General features: G+C 34.6%; 16 protein-coding genes. 2 read left to right on the top strand and 14 right to left on the bottom strand.

Translation table 11 applies throughout. The annotated features are described in order from the left end of the window. The 13 genes from GQR60_RS19785 to GQR60_RS19725 all read right to left on the bottom strand — a co-directional run. On the bottom strand, positions 1-2,101 hold a 2,101-nt coding region (locus GQR60_RS19785), incomplete at its 3' end, for a hypothetical protein (RefSeq protein ID WP_148096547.1). Positions 2,102-2,218: 117 nt separating this feature from the next. After that, positions 2,219-2,677: a type 1 periplasmic-binding domain-containing protein gene (locus GQR60_RS19780; RefSeq protein WP_124994597.1), complete on the bottom strand. Its 459-nt coding sequence runs from the start codon at positions 2,675-2,677 to the stop codon at positions 2,219-2,221. Positions 2,678-3,095: 418 nt separating this feature from the next. Then, a complete protein-coding gene (locus GQR60_RS19775; RefSeq protein ID WP_124994596.1) occupies positions 3,096-3,821 on the bottom strand; it encodes a GNAT family N-acetyltransferase in 726 nt (241 codons plus the stop codon). Positions 3,822-3,824: 3 nt separating this feature from the next. Continuing rightward, positions 3,825-4,274, bottom strand: a complete 450-nt coding sequence (locus tag GQR60_RS19770) for a DMT family transporter (protein WP_124994595.1) — start codon at positions 4,272-4,274, stop codon at positions 3,825-3,827. A gap of 56 nt (positions 4,275-4,330) precedes the next feature. Next, positions 4,331-4,966, bottom strand: a complete 636-nt coding sequence (locus GQR60_RS19765; protein WP_197092758.1) for a Crp/Fnr family transcriptional regulator — start codon at positions 4,964-4,966, stop codon at positions 4,331-4,333. Positions 4,967-5,438: 472 nt separating this feature from the next. Next, positions 5,439-6,293 (bottom strand): alpha/beta fold hydrolase, encoded by an 855-nt coding sequence (locus GQR60_RS19760; protein ID WP_124994594.1) that lies wholly within the window; start codon positions 6,291-6,293, stop codon positions 5,439-5,441. A 207-nt stretch (positions 6,294-6,500) separates the two neighbouring features. Beyond that, positions 6,501-7,436 carry an NAD(P)-dependent alcohol dehydrogenase gene (locus GQR60_RS19755; RefSeq protein ID WP_124994593.1) on the bottom strand — a complete coding sequence of 312 codons (936 nt, stop codon included), beginning with the start codon at positions 7,434-7,436 and terminating at the stop codon, positions 6,501-6,503. A 57-nt stretch (positions 7,437-7,493) separates the two neighbouring features. Next, positions 7,494-8,066 (bottom strand): Crp/Fnr family transcriptional regulator, encoded by a 573-nt coding sequence (locus tag GQR60_RS19750; protein ID WP_124994592.1) that lies wholly within the window; start codon positions 8,064-8,066, stop codon positions 7,494-7,496. Positions 8,067-8,241: 175 nt separating this feature from the next. Beyond that, on the bottom strand, positions 8,242-10,002 hold the full coding sequence (locus tag GQR60_RS19745) for a serine hydrolase domain-containing protein (RefSeq protein ID WP_124994591.1): 1,761 nt from the start codon (positions 10,000-10,002) through the stop codon (positions 8,242-8,244). 153 nt (positions 10,003-10,155) lie between these two features. Then, positions 10,156-10,995 (bottom strand): alpha/beta hydrolase, encoded by an 840-nt coding sequence (locus tag GQR60_RS19740; protein ID WP_124994590.1) that lies wholly within the window; start codon positions 10,993-10,995, stop codon positions 10,156-10,158. A 184-nt stretch (positions 10,996-11,179) separates the two neighbouring features. Then, on the bottom strand, positions 11,180-12,385 hold the full coding sequence (locus GQR60_RS19735; RefSeq protein ID WP_124994589.1) for an acyltransferase family protein: 1,206 nt from the start codon (positions 12,383-12,385) through the stop codon (positions 11,180-11,182). 386 nt (positions 12,386-12,771) lie between these two features. Beyond that, a complete protein-coding gene (locus GQR60_RS19730) occupies positions 12,772-13,689 on the bottom strand; it encodes an alpha/beta hydrolase-fold protein (RefSeq protein ID WP_124994588.1) in 918 nt (305 codons plus the stop codon). A 191-nt stretch (positions 13,690-13,880) separates the two neighbouring features. Further along, entirely contained in the window at positions 13,881-14,501 is a 621-nt protein-coding gene (locus tag GQR60_RS19725; RefSeq protein ID WP_124994587.1) for a lactate utilization protein, read from the bottom strand. Positions 14,502-15,391: 890 nt separating this feature from the next. Here GQR60_RS19725 and ltrA point away from each other — a divergent pair. Then, positions 15,392-16,303: a group II intron reverse transcriptase/maturase gene (gene ltrA, locus GQR60_RS19720; protein ID WP_225441465.1), complete on the top strand. Its 912-nt coding sequence runs from the start codon at positions 15,392-15,394 to the stop codon at positions 16,301-16,303. Positions 16,304-16,323: 20 nt separating this feature from the next. Next, positions 16,324-16,530 carry a group II intron maturase-specific domain-containing protein gene (locus GQR60_RS20165; protein WP_225441466.1) on the top strand — a complete coding sequence of 69 codons (207 nt, stop codon included), beginning with the start codon at positions 16,324-16,326 and terminating at the stop codon, positions 16,528-16,530. A 488-nt stretch (positions 16,531-17,018) separates the two neighbouring features. Here GQR60_RS20165 and GQR60_RS19715 read toward each other — a convergent pair whose 3' ends face one another. Then, positions 17,019-17,942, bottom strand: a complete 924-nt coding sequence (locus GQR60_RS19715) for a WG repeat-containing protein (RefSeq protein ID WP_124994586.1) — start codon at positions 17,940-17,942, stop codon at positions 17,019-17,021. Between the last annotated feature and the right edge of the window lie 166 nt (positions 17,943-18,108).

Genomic DNA, 18,108 nt, shown 5'->3' with positions numbered 1-18,108 from the left:
TATTATCATCATAGGCAAAGCTTCCGGCTACAGATGCTGTACCACCGCTTAATGTAGCCAATGACAGGTTTTCACCATAAGTGATTCCTGTTGCTGCAGGCCAAACGGTAACTGTTGGTGTTGCTTTAGCCACTGTTACATTTATATTTTCGGCAACCGTATTGTAATTACTTGCATTTGTTGGGGTAAATGTTAAATCAGCACTGTAAGTTCCAGCATTAGGAGTAATGGTATTATCATCATAGGCAAAGCTTCCGGCTACAGATGCTGTACCACCGCTTAATGTAGCCAATGACAGGTTTTCGCCATAAGTGATTCCTGTTGCTGCAGGCCAAACGGTAACTGTTGGTGTTGCTTTAGCCACTGTCACGTTTATATTTTCGGCAACCGTATTGTAATTACTTGCATTTGTTGGGGTAAATGTCAAATCAGCACTGTAAGTTCCAGCATTAGGAGTAATGGTATTATCATCATAGGCAAAGCTTCCGGCTACAGATGCTGTACCACCGCTTAATGTAGCCAATGACAGGTTTTCACCATAAGTGATTCCTGTTGCTGCAGGCCAAACGGTAACTGTTGGTGTTGCTTTGTTAACGGTTAGACCTTGAGAAATTTGTGTTGCAGCATTGTAAGTTGCATTCCCTGGCTGATCTGCGTAAATGGTGCAGCTGCCTGCTCCTACAATATGGATTTGACCGTTTACGATAGATGCTACGCTGGTGTTTGAACTGCTGTAGGTTACCGATAATGTACTACTGGCAGTAGCACCCGGATTAACATCAGAATTCCCGTAAGTTACTGCAGAAAGTGGTGTGAAGGTGATCGTTTGAGATTGTTTTGGAGTTGTAAAATTTTTAACTCCTCCATAAGAAGTGCCTACAGAATTAATAGCATAAGCTCGTACATAATATGTTATACCGGGAGAAAGACTCGAAACGGACTGTGAAAAGATGCCAGTGCCGGAACTAATCGACACTTTGGTATCAGATAGAATTGATGGTGTGCCAGTTGTGTTGTAAACGATTCCTCTTTCAGACACGGTAGCACCGCCATCACTTGTTACCTCTCCTCCCAGGGTTGCAGAAGTTGCATCAAAAGTTGAGATAGCTGTGGTTGAAACTGTGGGTAAGCCTATCACATTTAATGTAGCAGTATATGTTGAAGAACAATAATCCGTTCCATCATTTACATCAAAAGTAAAGGAAGAACTTATCGATGTGGTTGTATAATATTGTAGGTTACCTGCATCTAAATCAGCTTTGCTTATTGTTCCTCCATTAGATAATTCTTCGCCACTATCATAGTCATCACCATTATCGGCATCTACATATAAAGTTCCATTTACAGGAACGGCTGTTACCCTTATATGATCTATAGGATCACTATCTCCATCATTATATCCAAAATCAGATGTAGAGAATGTATATACCTGATTTTGGTAGGGGCCTGTTGAGGTTGAGAAACTGGAGGCTGTAGGTGCTGTGTTGCCTGCCGGAGCACCTAAAATTCTTATGTTATCAAAAGCAACTTCTTCACGTCCCTGATCAATATTCGCCATAATCCTTACTTGCAAACTGGAACCCACATTAGGAATGCTATAAGTGAACTCTGCAAAATCTGGACTAAGCCCGACTCCGTCCGTTATACCATCCGCATCCGCATCTTCTGACATAAACGTTACATTTGGAGCAGATGCTATAAATTGTGATAAAGTTACAAACGAGCCTCCATCAAATGCATATTGTATTCTAAGGTACTCTTCCTGCTCATAATTACTATTAGTAGAGTTGTTGCCTGCCACTAATAGTTTTATTGTAAGATTAGAATATCCAGTTGTAGCGACTGAGTTCAGGGTACAATAAACAGGATCATCAATTGTTCTTTCATTATCAGTATCTTCTGCATAGAAAAAATAAGATCCCTGATATCCAGAAAGAGGATTATCTGGGGCTACTTCGCTTAATAATGCTCTTTCCCACCAGTCATTGCCAGGGATGATGCTTGTTTGTGCACCCGTAAGTGTATATCCTGTAGTGGTTTCAAAATCTACAGTTTGTAGCACCGTTTGACCTTTGGCAAAGGTTACTATTATGACCATCATAAGGGTCATAAATAGATTCCTTCTCTTTTGTAGAAAATTGCATATTTTAAGCAATTTACCTGAGAGTAATTTTTGTTTCATATGATATAAGTTCAATAATTAAAAGTTTTTCCCTCTTTAAGTCCGGCATATAGTAGCATATAAGATAGAATATCCGGCTTCAAAGAATGTATGTAGTGATGTAAATGACTTAGCGACTTTATTAAAAGCCCATTTACATGCTGAATATGTTGAATTAAACATGCTTAATGAAAGGTGCATGATATATGGACTTACATCGGCTTTTAAAAGAGGATGCTCTCCTGAATTAAATATGATCAAAGGAGTTTTTGTTTGCTGAATAAGTGGTTTTACTACTGTAATTGAACAATATTCTAAAAAGCCAACAATGAAATCAACGTTATCATATAAAACCAATTCTTTTATCGCTTTCTGATTATCGGCAGGAATGGCAAAGTTTGTATCTTTTGGGATATATTGGCAGGCATCATCCAAAGTAAGTTTTAAACTATTATACAAATCACTACTTGTATACGAATGGTGACCAGAATTAGAGAGTAGTAAGCCAATTCTCATACTTTTATTTGATTAAATGATACAAATTTAAGGAACAAAAGTAATACTTTCATTTCAATAAAAACTACAAATGTTAAATAAAACAAGAGGTGTTCGATTATTAATTTCGAACACCTCAAATAAGTCTTAGTTTCTAGATGGAACACCCCAACTTTACAAATAATCCAGTTAATGGTTGGATGTTTGTAATTTGAAAACCATTCTTGAATTCTGGATGCCAGATTCTGAAGTGATTTTTAAATGTTATTTTTCTCCAATGAGACGTGAGTCCTTCTGTTATTTTCTTTCTATCAAAAGAATTTGCAGATTCTTCAGTTGCGTCAAACATATTTGAAGCCGTATGAGTCACGCACGTACTGTGAAATAGGCTTTTTAGTCAAGGCAACAACCTGTCGGCAGTATCAATTAGCTTTAGTTGTTACTGTTTTTTCAGTATTTTATAGGTCTCAATTCCTTGGTATGGTTCAAAACCCAATTTTCTATAAATTGATTCTCCCATTAATGAAGCATGAAGAACACAGAAATTCATATTATTCTTTTCCGCTTCAATAAGCAATCTTTCAGTCATACTTTTTCCTATTCCATTCCCTCTTCCTTTTGAAAGAGTTCCTATCATATGCAATCCTGCATTATTATTAGAATCAAAGAATACTATTCCACAGCCTAAACATTCACTTTTTTCTTGATAGATAAATAATCGGATAGTTTCTGTGTGATTAACAATATTGTAAATCAGATTGCTGTCAACTCTATACCCAAATGATTCCGATGCTGTTCTTGCAAAATCAATCGAATTTTTTTTTGTTTTCACTCGCTTAATATTTGGGTTTGCAAATAACTCATTTGTCTTTGATTGTAAATTTAGAGCCATGTTTTTTTGTCCGAATAGAAATTTAAAGTTAGGATTACTCCTTAAATCATTGGGTTTCGTAATTGCTATTATTTCAGGCAGTTTTCCCTCCTGACTCAGCCGAAGTGCTTCCTCTAAAGCATGAGTATTGTTTTTCAAATTAAAGATTCGGTTTGGCCAATCAGAATCATCCATTGAAACAGTGGAATAATTCTCTGTCTTGGATAGTTTGTTGGTCAAATTGCCGATTTGCTCCCAAAGCTCGTATAGATTATTAATTATTTTTTCGTTCATGTTTTACTTTAAATTAGTTATTAAAATACCTGATATCATTGCTAAAATTCCTATGCTTTTTTTCAAAGTTATTGGTTCCAGTGGCAAATTCATCCATCCAAAATGACCAGCTATAGCAGCAAATATCAATTGGCCACAAAGACCAATTGAAATCATTGTTGATATTCCAAGTTTAGGGATTGTATACAAATACAGTCCAACACCTATCATACTTAAAAATCCACCTGTGAACCACAGGTAAATAGGGATTCCTTTTATTTGATCTGTTGTAGGGAAAGTTTTAGTACCTAAAAGAACGAAAACAATAGCAAAGATTGTACTTGAGAAAAACGCAATAACAGAGGCTAGTAATGGATTTTTTAAGGCTGTTCCTAACTGAGAATTTAATCCACCTTGCACTGCTAAAGCGGTTCCGCCTGTAAATGCTAATAATAAGAGTAATAATTTATTCATAATGCAAATGAAGCATCAAAAATTCTTATCCACATTTACATATGTTGATTTTGAAGTTATTTCTTTAAATTTTTTCTTATTCTGCTTAATTGGGTGGGGGTAACTCCTAAATGCGAAGCAATGTGTTGTTGTGCAATTCTCGTATCAATATTGGGATGAGTGAGACGTAACTTTTTATATCTTTCTGTGGCATCCTCAAGAATTAACGAAACTTCCTTTTGCTCTTTATCAATTACCCAGTTTTTTTCTAAGTATGCGATATAGAATTCCTTTAAATCATTCTCCTGATTAATTAATTTCCTGTAAGATTTATAATCTAATGAGATTAGAATAGTATTTTCTAAAGCTTCAAGAGTAAATTCAGATGGTTTTTCAAGCATTGAGGAGACAATGGAACCTGCAATGTCATTTTCAAGGAATATATTTTTTGTATAAATATCTCCCAAAGGGTTTGTGAAATATGCTCTAAGCACCCCTTTACATACGAAATAGATTTTTTTAGAACATTCACCATTGTTGAGTAATATGTCATTTTTTTCTAAGGAGATAAATCTTATAATTGATTTCAACAGTTCCCATGACTTTTTACTAATAAATGAATATGATTCAAATTTATTTTTTAAATCCAAAATGTATTTATCTCTATCTGTCACCATATCCTTTTTATTAATTTTTCTGAGAGCAAATGTCATTTCGCTTCAATTAAAACTGATTGCAGTTTGTCTAAAAACTCATCAAACTGCTTAATTAAGTCTTAAATATAGCGGTTTTAAGGATACATAAAAATTGAAAATGCTTTTATTTGGAAATAGAATTTAGGTTCTTATCTGGGACAATTTCAATTCTAACAACAACATTAATTCAAGAAAACAGGATAAAAGACGGTACATAAAACTCGTGTTTTATTACCTACATCATCGTCTGATAAAGTGGATATTGAACAAATACAAAGGCTTAAAGCGTAGCAAGGTGAAAGCTGTGAGATGGTTAAGGCATGTCTGTAATTGTTATCCCAATCTATTTTATCATTGGACATTAGGTTATCAGTTGACCTAAGATTGAATTGACTGCATAATAAGAGCCGTATGAATTGAGAGATTCACGTACTGTTCTGTGAGAAGTTAGGGGTGAAATTCCCCTAGCTTACTCGACTGGCAACAGTATTTATTTAGTTTTTATAAATTCATCTATTGCTTGTGCTACAAATTCAGGATTTTCTTCTGGCCCAAAATGTGCACTGTCTGGAATTGACTTTCCTATAATGTTATTTATCCCACTTTCTTTGAATCCTTGAATGTAAGTAGCAATATCTCCATAATCTTTAGCTCCTTTGAGATATAGTAATGGAGTGTTTACAGGAAGATTTTGCGAATTCTCTTTCTCATCAGTATAAAATGTCCGATACCAACCTAATCCTGTTTTAAGGCTATGTTTAGAATCATATGCTTCAAAATATGCTTCTTTATTTTCCTGATTTATAGCTGACTTATTGTAAGATATGGCATTATAGAAATATTCAAACAATATTGAGTGTTTTCCTTCAATAAGTGATTCTGGAAGTTCGGGAACGGAATAAAACGCAAAATGCCATATATAAGGGTTTCTTTTAACTTCTTCCCACGGATTAACTCCTGGTATTGCTGTACAAATTATCACAGCTTTTGAAAGAAAATTTGAAAAATGCTTTACAAATGGATAGGTTATCATTCCACCGACATCGTGTCCGACTAAAACTATATTTCTCAAATCAAGGGTTTGCAATAATTTTTTTATGAAATCTGCAATTGATAACTTATCATATTTATCAATCGGAGCAGAAGCACCAATCCCGGGAAGGTCGATTGCTAAGACATAATAGTGACTCTTTAACAAGGTCATTACTTTTTCGAACTCTTTCCAGTTCTCAGGATACCCATGTAAAAATAGTATTGGTTGATTTTTATTATTCCCAGCTTCTACAACATGAGTAGGAATGCCATTTACATGTACTTCTCGGTGTCTAAATAATTGTTGCTTCATTTTTTGTTTTATTTCCAAAATTATACCTCCATACTGACAATCCTATGTCAGTAGTGTTTGCAATATTGTTGTCAACGTTGGCAACATGCGGAGTCCGGGATTTTGAAGCTCCAACTTGTCAAACCGTTACAAATTTAAGTAAGTGTACAAAAGTTTAAATTATTCACGTCCCCCGGTTTACGTATATTGCGTGTTATGGGGTCGTTCTTATCCTATCTTTATTATTAATTTACCTACGGTTCTTGACTTTTCAATGTAATCATGAGCTTTAATTATATCGTTGAGTAAAAACTCTTTGTCAATTTTTACTTGTAGCTTATCTTCTTTCATTAATTTCAAGAGGTCTTTAAGTGCTACTTGATTTGGATGCACTGATACAAATTTTGCTTGTTTATATCTTAACATTTCTTTTATCATTGTTCCTGTTGGAGTTGTTCCTATATAAACTCCTTTCGCTTTTAATAGGTGTTTAGTCTTTTTATAAGATGCATTAAAGACAACATCAAAAATAATATCGAAGGTAGATGTACTTTCTAAGAAATCTTCATCTTGATAACTAATTGTAACGTCGGCTCCCAGCTGTTTACAGAAATCTAAATTCTTGGTACTTGATATACTTGTAACCTCTGCCCCGTATGCTTTTGCTATCTGTATTGCTAAATGACCAACTCCACTACTTCCTCCATTAATTAATACTTTATCTCCCTTTTTTAGACCTCCTAATTTCAAGAGTGCCAGCCAAGCTGTTGTTCCAGCCATTGGTATTCCAGCTACCTGATTAATTGGAATGTTATCAGGGATTTTAACCACACTATCTGCTTTTACAACAATATATTCACTAAAAGAACCTCCTTCAAAATTACCTAACAATCCAGCAATTTTATCCCCTAAATCAAACTCCTGTAAATCATAGGACTTTTCTATTACTTCACCAACTACATCAAACCCTTGTTTTGTTCTTGGTTTTATTAAACCTGAGACTAGCCTAAAATCTCCCTTGCGATTTTTCCAATCAATTGCATTTAAAGAAGAGTAGTATATTTTAACAAGCAAGGAGTTTTTCTTTCCAATTCGAGGTTTGTCTACTTCATCGACTTTTAATACACTACTATCTCCGTAATTACTGTATAAAACTTGTTTCATCTTTTGTTTTTTACAAATATAGATTCAAGATTTAATGTAATTCTTGGTATATACCAACTAGTCTATTATCACTTTGTTTAATAGTTTTGAGAAATTTGTTGGATTTATACCTAAAAAATTAGCAATATCTTTATGGGGTATGGAATTAATAAGGTGTGCATTATATCGCATGAAATCTTTATATTTTTCCTCGATAGAACAAGTTGACTGCTTAATAAACCTATCTGTTATATTGTTTACTAACCCCATTAGTGCTTCAATTAAAAAATCTTGGATATCTTTATACTTAGCAGTTTGATCAATAAACCGATCATATGATATTCTATAGAACTTGCTGTCCGTAATGCATTCAAAATAGTACTTCGATGGTTTTTGTGTTAGAAAAGATTCAGGAGCGCAAGTAAAATGATTGTCTTGAGTAAATGAAATAATGCATTGTTTTCCATCAACTAAATAATAGGCTTTTTGAACACCTGATATAGTAAAATATAAATATTTATCTTTTTTTTCGGGTATAGATAAAATAGATTTTTTAGCGAACGAAACAATCTCCCATTGAGCAACAAAGTCATTAAGAGCAGTAATAGACACTTTATGTGTATCTGTTATTATTTTTTTAAGTTCTTCCATATTTCAATTTCAGTTAATCGCCTCTCCGAATGCACTACAACGGATGGGTATATGAAACGTTTGGCATTTCAAAGCGATTTCCTATCAAACCGTTGCAAAGTTTATTAAATGTACCGCCCTTAAAATTAGCACTCCCCGCCAAATGTTTTATATACCTTGTTAGCAAGTGTTTTACTTATTTTTTAATTGCTTTAAATCCTCTATAAATTAAATATTCTTTGCCCATTTCGTCTTTAATGAATTGAAGTGCAGAACCACTTACTTTTCCAAAACCATAAACTATTGCTAAGTTATCATTAATTATTTTCATGGGTCTAAAAGATAAAATCAATAAATCATGGTCTATTTTTAAATTGAATTCTTTTTCATATGCTGTAACATTGACAACTTTATAAGTTCCCAATCTATCAAGCCAAATCTTATTAATTGGTTCATTGATTATTTTTGTGCCCCATATTTCCTGATAACCATTCTTGTACACCCGAATTAGGTAAGTATTATTATCATAGTTTTCAAAATAGTATCTCTCTTTCGTATTTAAAATTAAAGAGGTGTCAGCGTCAGCCGGAACAAATTCATTATTTCCTAATGGTAGCAGGTACTTTTTTCCATAATCACCATAGTCTATTACTAATTTTTTACCGTCCATTCTAATTTTATAAGCCAAATCACTGGCAGCATAAGTTCCTAAATATTTGTCAAAATCCTTCTCTGAAAGGGTTAGGGTTTCTAAATTATCATCATTTTCATATATAAAATTATGTTCTTTATGTATTGGATTTCGTATTATTTCGAATTCAGGTTTATTTGGCTTTATCCCTTTTATATTAGCAAGTTCACTTAATATTATTTCCGAATAATAAAATATTTTATTTGCAGTGGCAGAATTTGACAACATTACTATTCCCAGACCTGACTCGGGCGCAATATAAATAGAGCCTCTATGATAAAGATTGGCAGATTCATGACTGAATGTTTTTCCAACCTTACTATAATAAACCATTCCAATTAAACCCATCGTAAAACCTAAATCATAAAAAACATCATGGTTTTGAACCTTTGTCATTTCTTTTTGGGAAGTTATTGTTAAAATTTTTGAATTACCAGTTTTCCCGCTTGAGATAAAAGCTTTCATGAATTTTCCCATATCTGTCGCTGAAGAAAAAAGGCTTCCAGCTGGCATATCGATTATAGGTAATTCATTAAATTGCTGTTTATTTTCATTGTAGCCCAGCAAGCATGAAGGAGGCTGATTCGTACTTGTAAAAAAACCGCTGTTCTTCATTCCCGTTGGATTTAATATAAATTCATCTATGTGTTCAAAATAATCATCATGGCTGACATTTTCTATTAGATTTCCAAGAAGCGAAACTCCAGAATTCGAATATCTAAATATGGTATTAACAGGATTGGTAGCATAATCATTATTAATATAATCAAGAAGTTTTGTAAAGTGTTCAGGTTCTTTTGAAAATTTATTTGCATCAATTGCTGGGATACCGGCATGATGGGTCATCATACTTCGGATGGTAATATCATTAATACTACCATAGATACTTTTCATTTTAAACTCCGGTACATATTTCACAAAAGAACTATCAATATTAATTAATCCTTTTTCCTGTAGTTGCATTACAGCAATCCCTGTAAACAGCTTTGTCAATGAACCTATTAGAAAGGGTGTCTCAGCGGATACTTTCATATTCTTTATCGTATCGTACGAGCCAAAGCCTTCGCTCCATATAATACTATCATTATCAACAACTGCTATGCTTAAACCAACTATATTGTTTTTTTTGATTTCATCAGTCAAAATCGACCTATATTTCTCAATTAGTTTACAAACTTCTGATGTGTCATTTTTTATCTGGGCACTGCAATCTAGAAAAATGAACTTCATTATCAAAATGAAATAAATAACCCTATCTTTTCTCATAGTTGATGGTTGATGGTTTAAATACTTGCTAATGGTGGCGGTATGAAATCGTTGGGGATTTCGGAGTTACTTCACTATCAAGTCAAAACGACCGTTGATGCGAGAACCGAGCCTCGAATAACCACTTCGCCCCCAATGTTTTATGACCGCGTGTTAGCGCTTGTAATTATTCATTTCTTTAAAATATAATATTAATCCATCTGAGTATGTTTCTAATGCATTTGTTAAATGATTATTATTCTCGTTTAGCTGATATTTCCATATCAGATTAGAAGGCGCTTCCTTTTCTAATCTTTGCTTGAATTTTTTTACTTTATCATACATATCGCCCATGTAATTATCACCCTCATCGCTTCCAAATGTCAAATAATAAAATACTTTATCCTTCTTAGCCAATTCTTCAAATGCATTTTCTTTATCAACATAATCAGGCATCCATTTCAAGCTTGGACTTGAAGATAGTATCCCATTAAATTGCCTATCAGGCCCTAATAAAGCATATGTACAAAAAATTCCTCCTAGTGCTGAATGCGACCATAATATCCTATCCTTCCCACAATTATAGAGTGAATCAAGTAAAGGAAATAGTTCCACACTATAGAACTCTAACATTTTGTCAGCATTTCCACTTTCAGGATGTTGACTAATCTTTGGCGCATATTCTAAATGTTTGTTATAGAAAGGAATTCCAACAACAATACATTCCGGTATTTCATTTACTTCAGCCATTAATCTTGTTACAGGTGCAAATGTCTCAAAAACTACCTCTCCTTCCAGTACAAGAATCATTGGATAATTAGTTGAATCATTAAAATTTTTCGGTAATCCTATAAATATTTCTTTGTCTTGGTTCAATATGTGTGAATGAATAGTGAATTTTTCTCCATTTTCAGTTTCATATTTATCAATTTGTATTGATTGGTTTAAATTCTGTGAATAGGTTGAGAAGCTTATGATTAATAAGCAATTCAGGATGAATATTTTCTGTTTCATTTTTTTGATTTTTTTAAAATTAATAATAATTGAGGTGTCAGTTTGTTTGTCCTTATAAGCGCTAACGGCTCGAATATACGTAGTGCGGGATTACAAGACACTTCACTATCAAACCGCTACTTTGTTTATAAAATGCTTTTAAGTTTAAATTTACCAAATTGCCCCGCATTACGTATATCTATTGTTATGGCCTGGCCTTTCTATCACCAAACGTTTTTATATAGTTCAAAATTAATCTTCCACGTATTTTCTGAAACTTTTTATCATCAGGATTTAAAACTCTATCCCTTAATTTCATAAAAGGTTTCTCAATCAAAACATGTAAAGTCAATCCTCCAATTAAGGCACCTAAAAGACAAATCCAGAAAACATTTTGTTGAATAAATCCATTATCCATGTCTTTTGATATGATTTTAACGAAGTGATAAATCTGTTTATGAGTCAAATAAATAGCGTAGGATAATGTTGCAATAACAAAAGTAAATCTAGATTTTAACTTATATATTATGCAAGTCGGACTTATTGCTCCAACTACAATAAAACCATAAGCTAATGAAATCAATGGCAATCCATAAATCATTGCTTTATATGAGATTAAGTTTTGACAAACTTGATAAGCAATCACAAATTGAATAAGCCCAAATAACAAGACTATGTTCCCATATTTCGTTAGGAAATCTTGCACTCTTGGTTTGAAATTGAAAACTGATGCAATCATAACACCAATGATTAATCCATCCATTCTGTTATGACTAGGATAATATACTTTCTCAAGAAGCCCTTGTATCATAAGTCTCCTACTACCGCTGTCAATATATGGCTGTACAAATTCATTCCAATTATGAATCCTGATTAAAATCCCAATTCCAATTAGTCCAACCATTAAATACGGTGTTAGCTTTTGCAACCGACTTTGGAACATCAAAATTATCGTAATAGGTAAAAGTAGATAAAACTGTTCTTCTACGCATAAAGACCATGCATGAGAAAATGTTTTCTGTGTTGGAGTATCTAGTCCAAAATTCTGAGTAAATGTTAAGAATCTCCATAATGGTGGTAATCCTGAACCTTCTCTTAAACTGCCGATTGAAAAATACAAAATCAGGACTGCTAAATACGCTGGAATAATCCTAAAAAATCGTTTTAGATAAAATCTCTTGAAATCAATTTCTTTTTTGTCTTTGAATTCTTTTAGTAGTTGAAATCCTATCAAGTATCCACTAAGCACAAAGAACAAATCTACACCAGTCCAACCAATCTGTTGAATTGGCTCTAACCATGAAGGAATCCCTCTACCATAATGAAAAATCATTACAAGTAGGATTGCAATTGCTCTCAAATGGTCTAATCCATGTAATCTATTGGAGTTGGAACTAAATATCTTAATCATTCAAATTTTATTGTATTGCACTTCGGCTCTAGGCTTGGGCATAACGGTCACTTGTATGTGGTCGGGCGAGATTTCGAAGAGAAATCCTGTCAGACCCGCAGGAAAGTGGACGCAAGGTCTGACTTGTCAGACCGCTAAGTCCCCCGCCTGCCATATACAATTTGTTATAGCCCGTTATTTTTATTTCATTTTTCATGTTTTAAAAACCAATCATATATTTCAGTTTCAGGATATACTAACCAATGAATCGAATGACCAACATCTTTTTCTCTTGTATATTTGATTTGGTTATTTATTTCGGATAGTTTGGTTATCAAATAATCTGTTTCTTCAACTGGAACAACATTGTCTGATTCTCCATGAAGAGCCCAAATAGGAATGTTTTTTTAATTTTCAATATTTTCAGAAATATAATCCATGTGTCTGGTGAAACCACTCATTGGGGCAATTGCAGTAAATTTGTCAGGATATTTTGTTGCGAGATACCAGGTTCCAGAACCACCAAGACTAGCTCCTGTTAAATAAACTCTGTTTGTATCAATCCTGTATTTTTTTATCAAGTCAGAATAGAAATTTTCAAACCAGTTTTCAGTCGACCAGCGAAGATGTTTTGGACATTGTGGAGCAACAACTATAAAAGGGAAATTGCGTCCTCTATAAATTTGGTCAAATGGTCCCGAACTATATAAATCAAGTGTATCTTTTCCACGAGCAGAGCCTCCATGAAGAAAAATTAATAAAGGATATTCTTTAGATAAATCATTGGCATAATCGGCTGGTAAATAAGTAATGTATTTGTAAAAAACTGTTTCCGGGGATTGATTAATGCCATTTTTGAATGTTATTTCATACTCTAAATTGCCTTTCTCATTCCAATATTTACAAATACCATTTAATTGCCCATTACTCCAGTTTTTTTCAGATTCTATAATCCCAGTGTTGTACCATGAAACGGCTAATCCGTCTCTTAGTCCATTTTTATATTTGGCATCGTAAATAAGCTGTCCATTCTTTGACCACTCTTTGTAATTTCCTTGTTTTGTATTTGTTCGGTAATTACATTGAAGTTCCTCTTTTACCTTTTTATTGAAATTTGAGTAAGTTGCATCCATTTGAACCTGTCCGTTTGGATAATAATCTTGGACATGAATCAAATTGTTTTTATCCAATTTTTCAATTATTCGTTTGTAAACAACCGTATCGTATTTTGAAATCGAATATTGCAAAAGAAATGTGTCAATCGTTTGGGCTTGCAAACCAATCGAAGTCAAAATCAGGATTATTATAGTTGTTAGTTGCTTCATTTATAATGGGCTATAACGGTAAATTGTATGTTACGTAGCGGATTACGGTGCGATTGTCTGTCCGCTAGGACTGAGACAATCGGGGCGAGAATTCGCCCCACGCAAACCACAGCCACCGCTATGAAATATACAAAATGTTAGCGTGCGTTTTTATTTCTCGATTATCTAATTTCATTTGAGTAGGACACACATTAAAATCCATATTTACCATTTATTAAAAGTACTTTTATTCTTTCTTTGTCAAATTGTCCTTGTATTATGGTATAATAGTTACATATTTTATCCACGGATTTACAATCCAGACATATTCCGGTTTTTGTACACGGTGTCTTTTTGTTTAGTCTTTTTGCATCAATCGGTGCAGCGATATTTTTTATTCGCGAGATTGCTTCTTCATCATTTTGAACTATTTTATTTGTTCCACATACAAGAAACACTCGTTTGGGACCATAAATAATTGGAGCAACTCGGCTTCCGTTCCCGTCTAGATTAAAGATTTTACCTTCGAGCGTAATTGCGTTGATTCCACTCAGAAAAATATCAGCCGAAAAATTATCCCTATAGAGTTGCGACCTTTCTTCTTTGGTAATATCAGGCTGATATTTATCGAGAAAACGAATACTGCTTTGACGCAAATAGTCGAATAATCCAAGCTGTTCAATTGTCAGTGAGTCTCCGATACCCACAGTAATACCTGGTTTCAAATTGTCAATAACGAAATTGATCAGGTCGGTTTCTGATGAGAAATAGATTCCTTCAATTCTATTCTTTTTTAGTGATTTGATAAGCTGTTCTATTTTTTCTTTCTCCATTGTATTAGTCCAAGTTGCTTATGCTGTTTTAATGTCGCAGTTTAAGTGATTAATTCTGACTAACGTCAAATTTTGTTGCTTTTATCTTGTATCTCTTTATTCATAACACTTTTAGCTTTATTTGTCTCTGAAAATTTTCAAAAAAGTGCTAAAATTTTGTCGTTAGCAACAGTATTTAATAAGCACTGGAGAAATAGATAATTTGCGTTTAAATCTATTTCGGAAGTGCTTATGTGGCGAATGCATGCTAACGTTCAGTATAAGAATAGTAGCCGATTGCGTGGCACTTTCCTGTCAAGTTACAAGAGAGTTGAAGCGGGCTACAACCCTTGAATTTACTACTGTCTCGGCTATTATTTTTATACATTGTGTGTGCCTTGAATGGTAAATTTAATAAAAGTTCTTTTATAATGTTAAGTTTTATAAAAGAAAGTCCAGAGGGTGCAAGTCCCTTATACACTGGGGTGACTCCTGGAAGCATTAGCAAGTGGCAAGGTGGTTTGGGGTGACCCATGCACTGAAGTAAGCCAACCGGCAAAAGTCTGAACTGACGAACAGGAACGGGATATGAGGCATTGTTATTCGGGTAAGTAGGCACATCACTGCAAAGCCCCACGAGTACCAAAAGGATAGCGATGTAGATTCCGCAGGATTAGATGGAAGGACATTTACCTTACCAAGGGAGATCTCATCAACCACGAGTTGGCTATGATGAGAAGTCAGCTGAGGCCATAGTAGCTGTGACCATGAGCCACAAATAGAGACTGTGGAGGACTCATAGAGCAGTGAAGGGTTGAACGTTAAGTTGTTCCAAATGTTGCAAAGAAGCTGTTGTTTTTAGGCTCTAGCTTTGCATTAAGCGGAACAGGGAAAAGAAAAAGTAAACTAAAATGATTGAACAAATACTAACAGGAAAGAACCTGCTGCGGGCGATGTATCAAGTCCAAAAGAACAAAGGTTCGGCAGGAGTTGATCACATGCCCGTAACTAAACTTTCAGAACTCATGTCGATCAATCGGGAAGAGCTGAAAGAAAAGGTTCGTTCGGGTAACTATTTGCCTCAAGCCATTTTAGGAGTAGAGATTCCAAAAGGGAGCGGAAAGATGCGCTTATTGGGTATTCCGACTGTAACCGACCGTTTGCTTCAGCAAGCGGTACTGCAAATTATCACGGCAAAGTTCGAGTTCGATTTTTCGGACAATAGCTTTGGTTTTAGACCCAATCGGAGTCTGCATCAGGCAGTACTAAAAGCTCAGGGATATATCAACGATGGGTGTCAGCATATCGTCGATATTGACTTGAAGACCTTTTTTGATGAAGTGGATCACTGTCATTTGTTACAACTGCTTTACCGTAAGATTAAATGCCGTGAAACGATGCGCTTGATTCGTAAATGGCTACGTGCCCCGATTTTAATCGAAGGCAAGTTGGTCAAACGCAGAAAAGGCGTACCGCAGGGGAGTCCATTGAGTCCGCTACTGTCCAATATCATGTTGCATGAACTGGATCGGGAACTGGAAAAACAGGGACTTAAATTCATCCGCTACGCCGATGATTTTAGTATTTATACCAAATCGAAAGCTACCGCCCGACGAGTAGGCAACAAGGTTTACAAGTTTTTACGAAATAAACTCAAGTTGACAATTAATCGGGAAAAGAGTGGCATTCGGCGACCTGTTCATTTTACCGTTCTGGGTTTTGGTTTTGTGCCGACCTACAAGAAAGGTGAACGGGGTAAGTATCAATTGGTAGTATCGGACAAAAGTTGGTGCCGAGCGAAGCGAGACCATGAACACCTTTAAAATTGGATTTTGTGAATAACATGCTGAAAGAAAAGCTCAAACTAATCACTCGGAAAACGACACCGATGAGCTTTGAGGAACGCATCCAAAAACTGAATGAGGTTCAGCGGGGTTGGGTAAATAACTTCCGTATGGCAAGTATTTTAGTCAAACTTCAAGATCTCGACGGTTGGCTGCGCAACAGGCTCAGATATTGCATTTGGCACCATTGGTACCGAACGGAGTGAGATCATGAACACCTTTTTTAATAGAATTCGTGAATAAAAGCCCGAAAAGAAAAGGCGAAGCCTTATCCGTTTGGGCGTTCAGCAAGGACAAGCCTATGCATGGTCTCGTTCACGCAATGAGGAACGAATTCATGAATGCCCATAAAAATAAGTATTTATGAATCATGGGGGGATGGGCTACGGCGAAGCCCTCTCGAATACCTTACTATAAAATGATTTTATGAGTCATTGCTCAGAGTCCTATTTTGGTAACTACTATTACTCTTGAAAGATTGCGGAAACGTGGTTATGAATCTATGCTCGACATTTACAAACAAATCACGCCTGTTCGACGTGATTCCTTATTCCCCACAACTTAATCCCGATTCCTCGGGACTGTATACGAGACCCGCTTGGTTTATGCTGAGCTTGCGAAGTATCTGGTGGTGTGAAAGCCTCTCCCTGCTAGTGATTACTAGCGGGGCGGGCTATTCGATTACCAGCAGTTTTTATTCTTTAAAATATTCCCACCCCACTGTACTTAAAATATATCCATAGCTATCATTGCTCAAGTTTACTTTTAAAACATTGGATGATTCGGGACATGGTTCTATTGTCTTGTATTTATATTCATTTTTTAATCTTTCTGGTTGCCAAACTCCCCAGAGACTATCTTTTTTCACCATAAAAACAGGCTTGTTATTATCTTTTTTTAATAGAAATCTAACATCATTAAGATCAGTCTCAAAATCACCAAATTTAGATCCCTCTTCTCTATGGTATAATGAAATTGAATTGTCGTTATATGCAAGAAATATGTAATTCTTATAAACCAGTATAGAATCATAATTACCCGAAATAAAAGACCAGGTTCCTTCATGAAGCCTTAAACTATTATCTTGATTTATTGAAATATAAAGAGAATCATACTCTGTGTACTTATAGGCTTCAATAACATTATTTTCATCAACGAATTTTGGCCAATTTTCTTTTTTTATTTTTTGAGTGTAAACTTTTAACTCTGAGGGTAAATAATAAACATCTGTTATTTTACTTGGTGTAAAAGAATCATTACTTGCTTTTTGACCGAATTCATTTATTACATATTTTTCTCCATTCTTTGACACTTGAGCAAAACCATTATTAAAGCTTGTTGCGTCATCATAAATAATTGGAATTTCAACAGAACAAAATCGAGACTCTATAAAACCATACTTATTATTGAGTTTAACTCTAGCAAGGTTTTTAGATGTATTGTCATATACAAAGGGTGAGATATCATCATATATCAAACCTAGTTTTGTCGAACCTGTAAGGCTAACAACGCCCCATTTCTCACCGTCCTTATACGGAAATCGTTGAGCATAAAGAACTGTCATTTCCAGTAAAAGAAGAATAATTATTGTAAGTCTTTTTGTTGTAGTAATTGTCATATTGTTAGCATGTTAGTACACGTGTGTTTAAATTGCTGGTAACGTCAGTCTGTCTAAAAACTCATCAAACTGCTCAATTAAGTGTTAAATATAGCGGTTTTAAGGATACATAAAAATTGAAAATGCTTTTATTTGGAAATAGAATTGAGGTCTTATTTGGGCGACA

The sequence above is a fragment of the Labilibaculum euxinicum genome (assembly GCF_009795715.1).
Lineage (GTDB): Bacteria > Bacteroidota > Bacteroidia > Bacteroidales > Marinifilaceae > Labilibaculum > Labilibaculum euxinus.
This window is presented reverse-complemented; position numbering and strand designations above follow the sequence as displayed.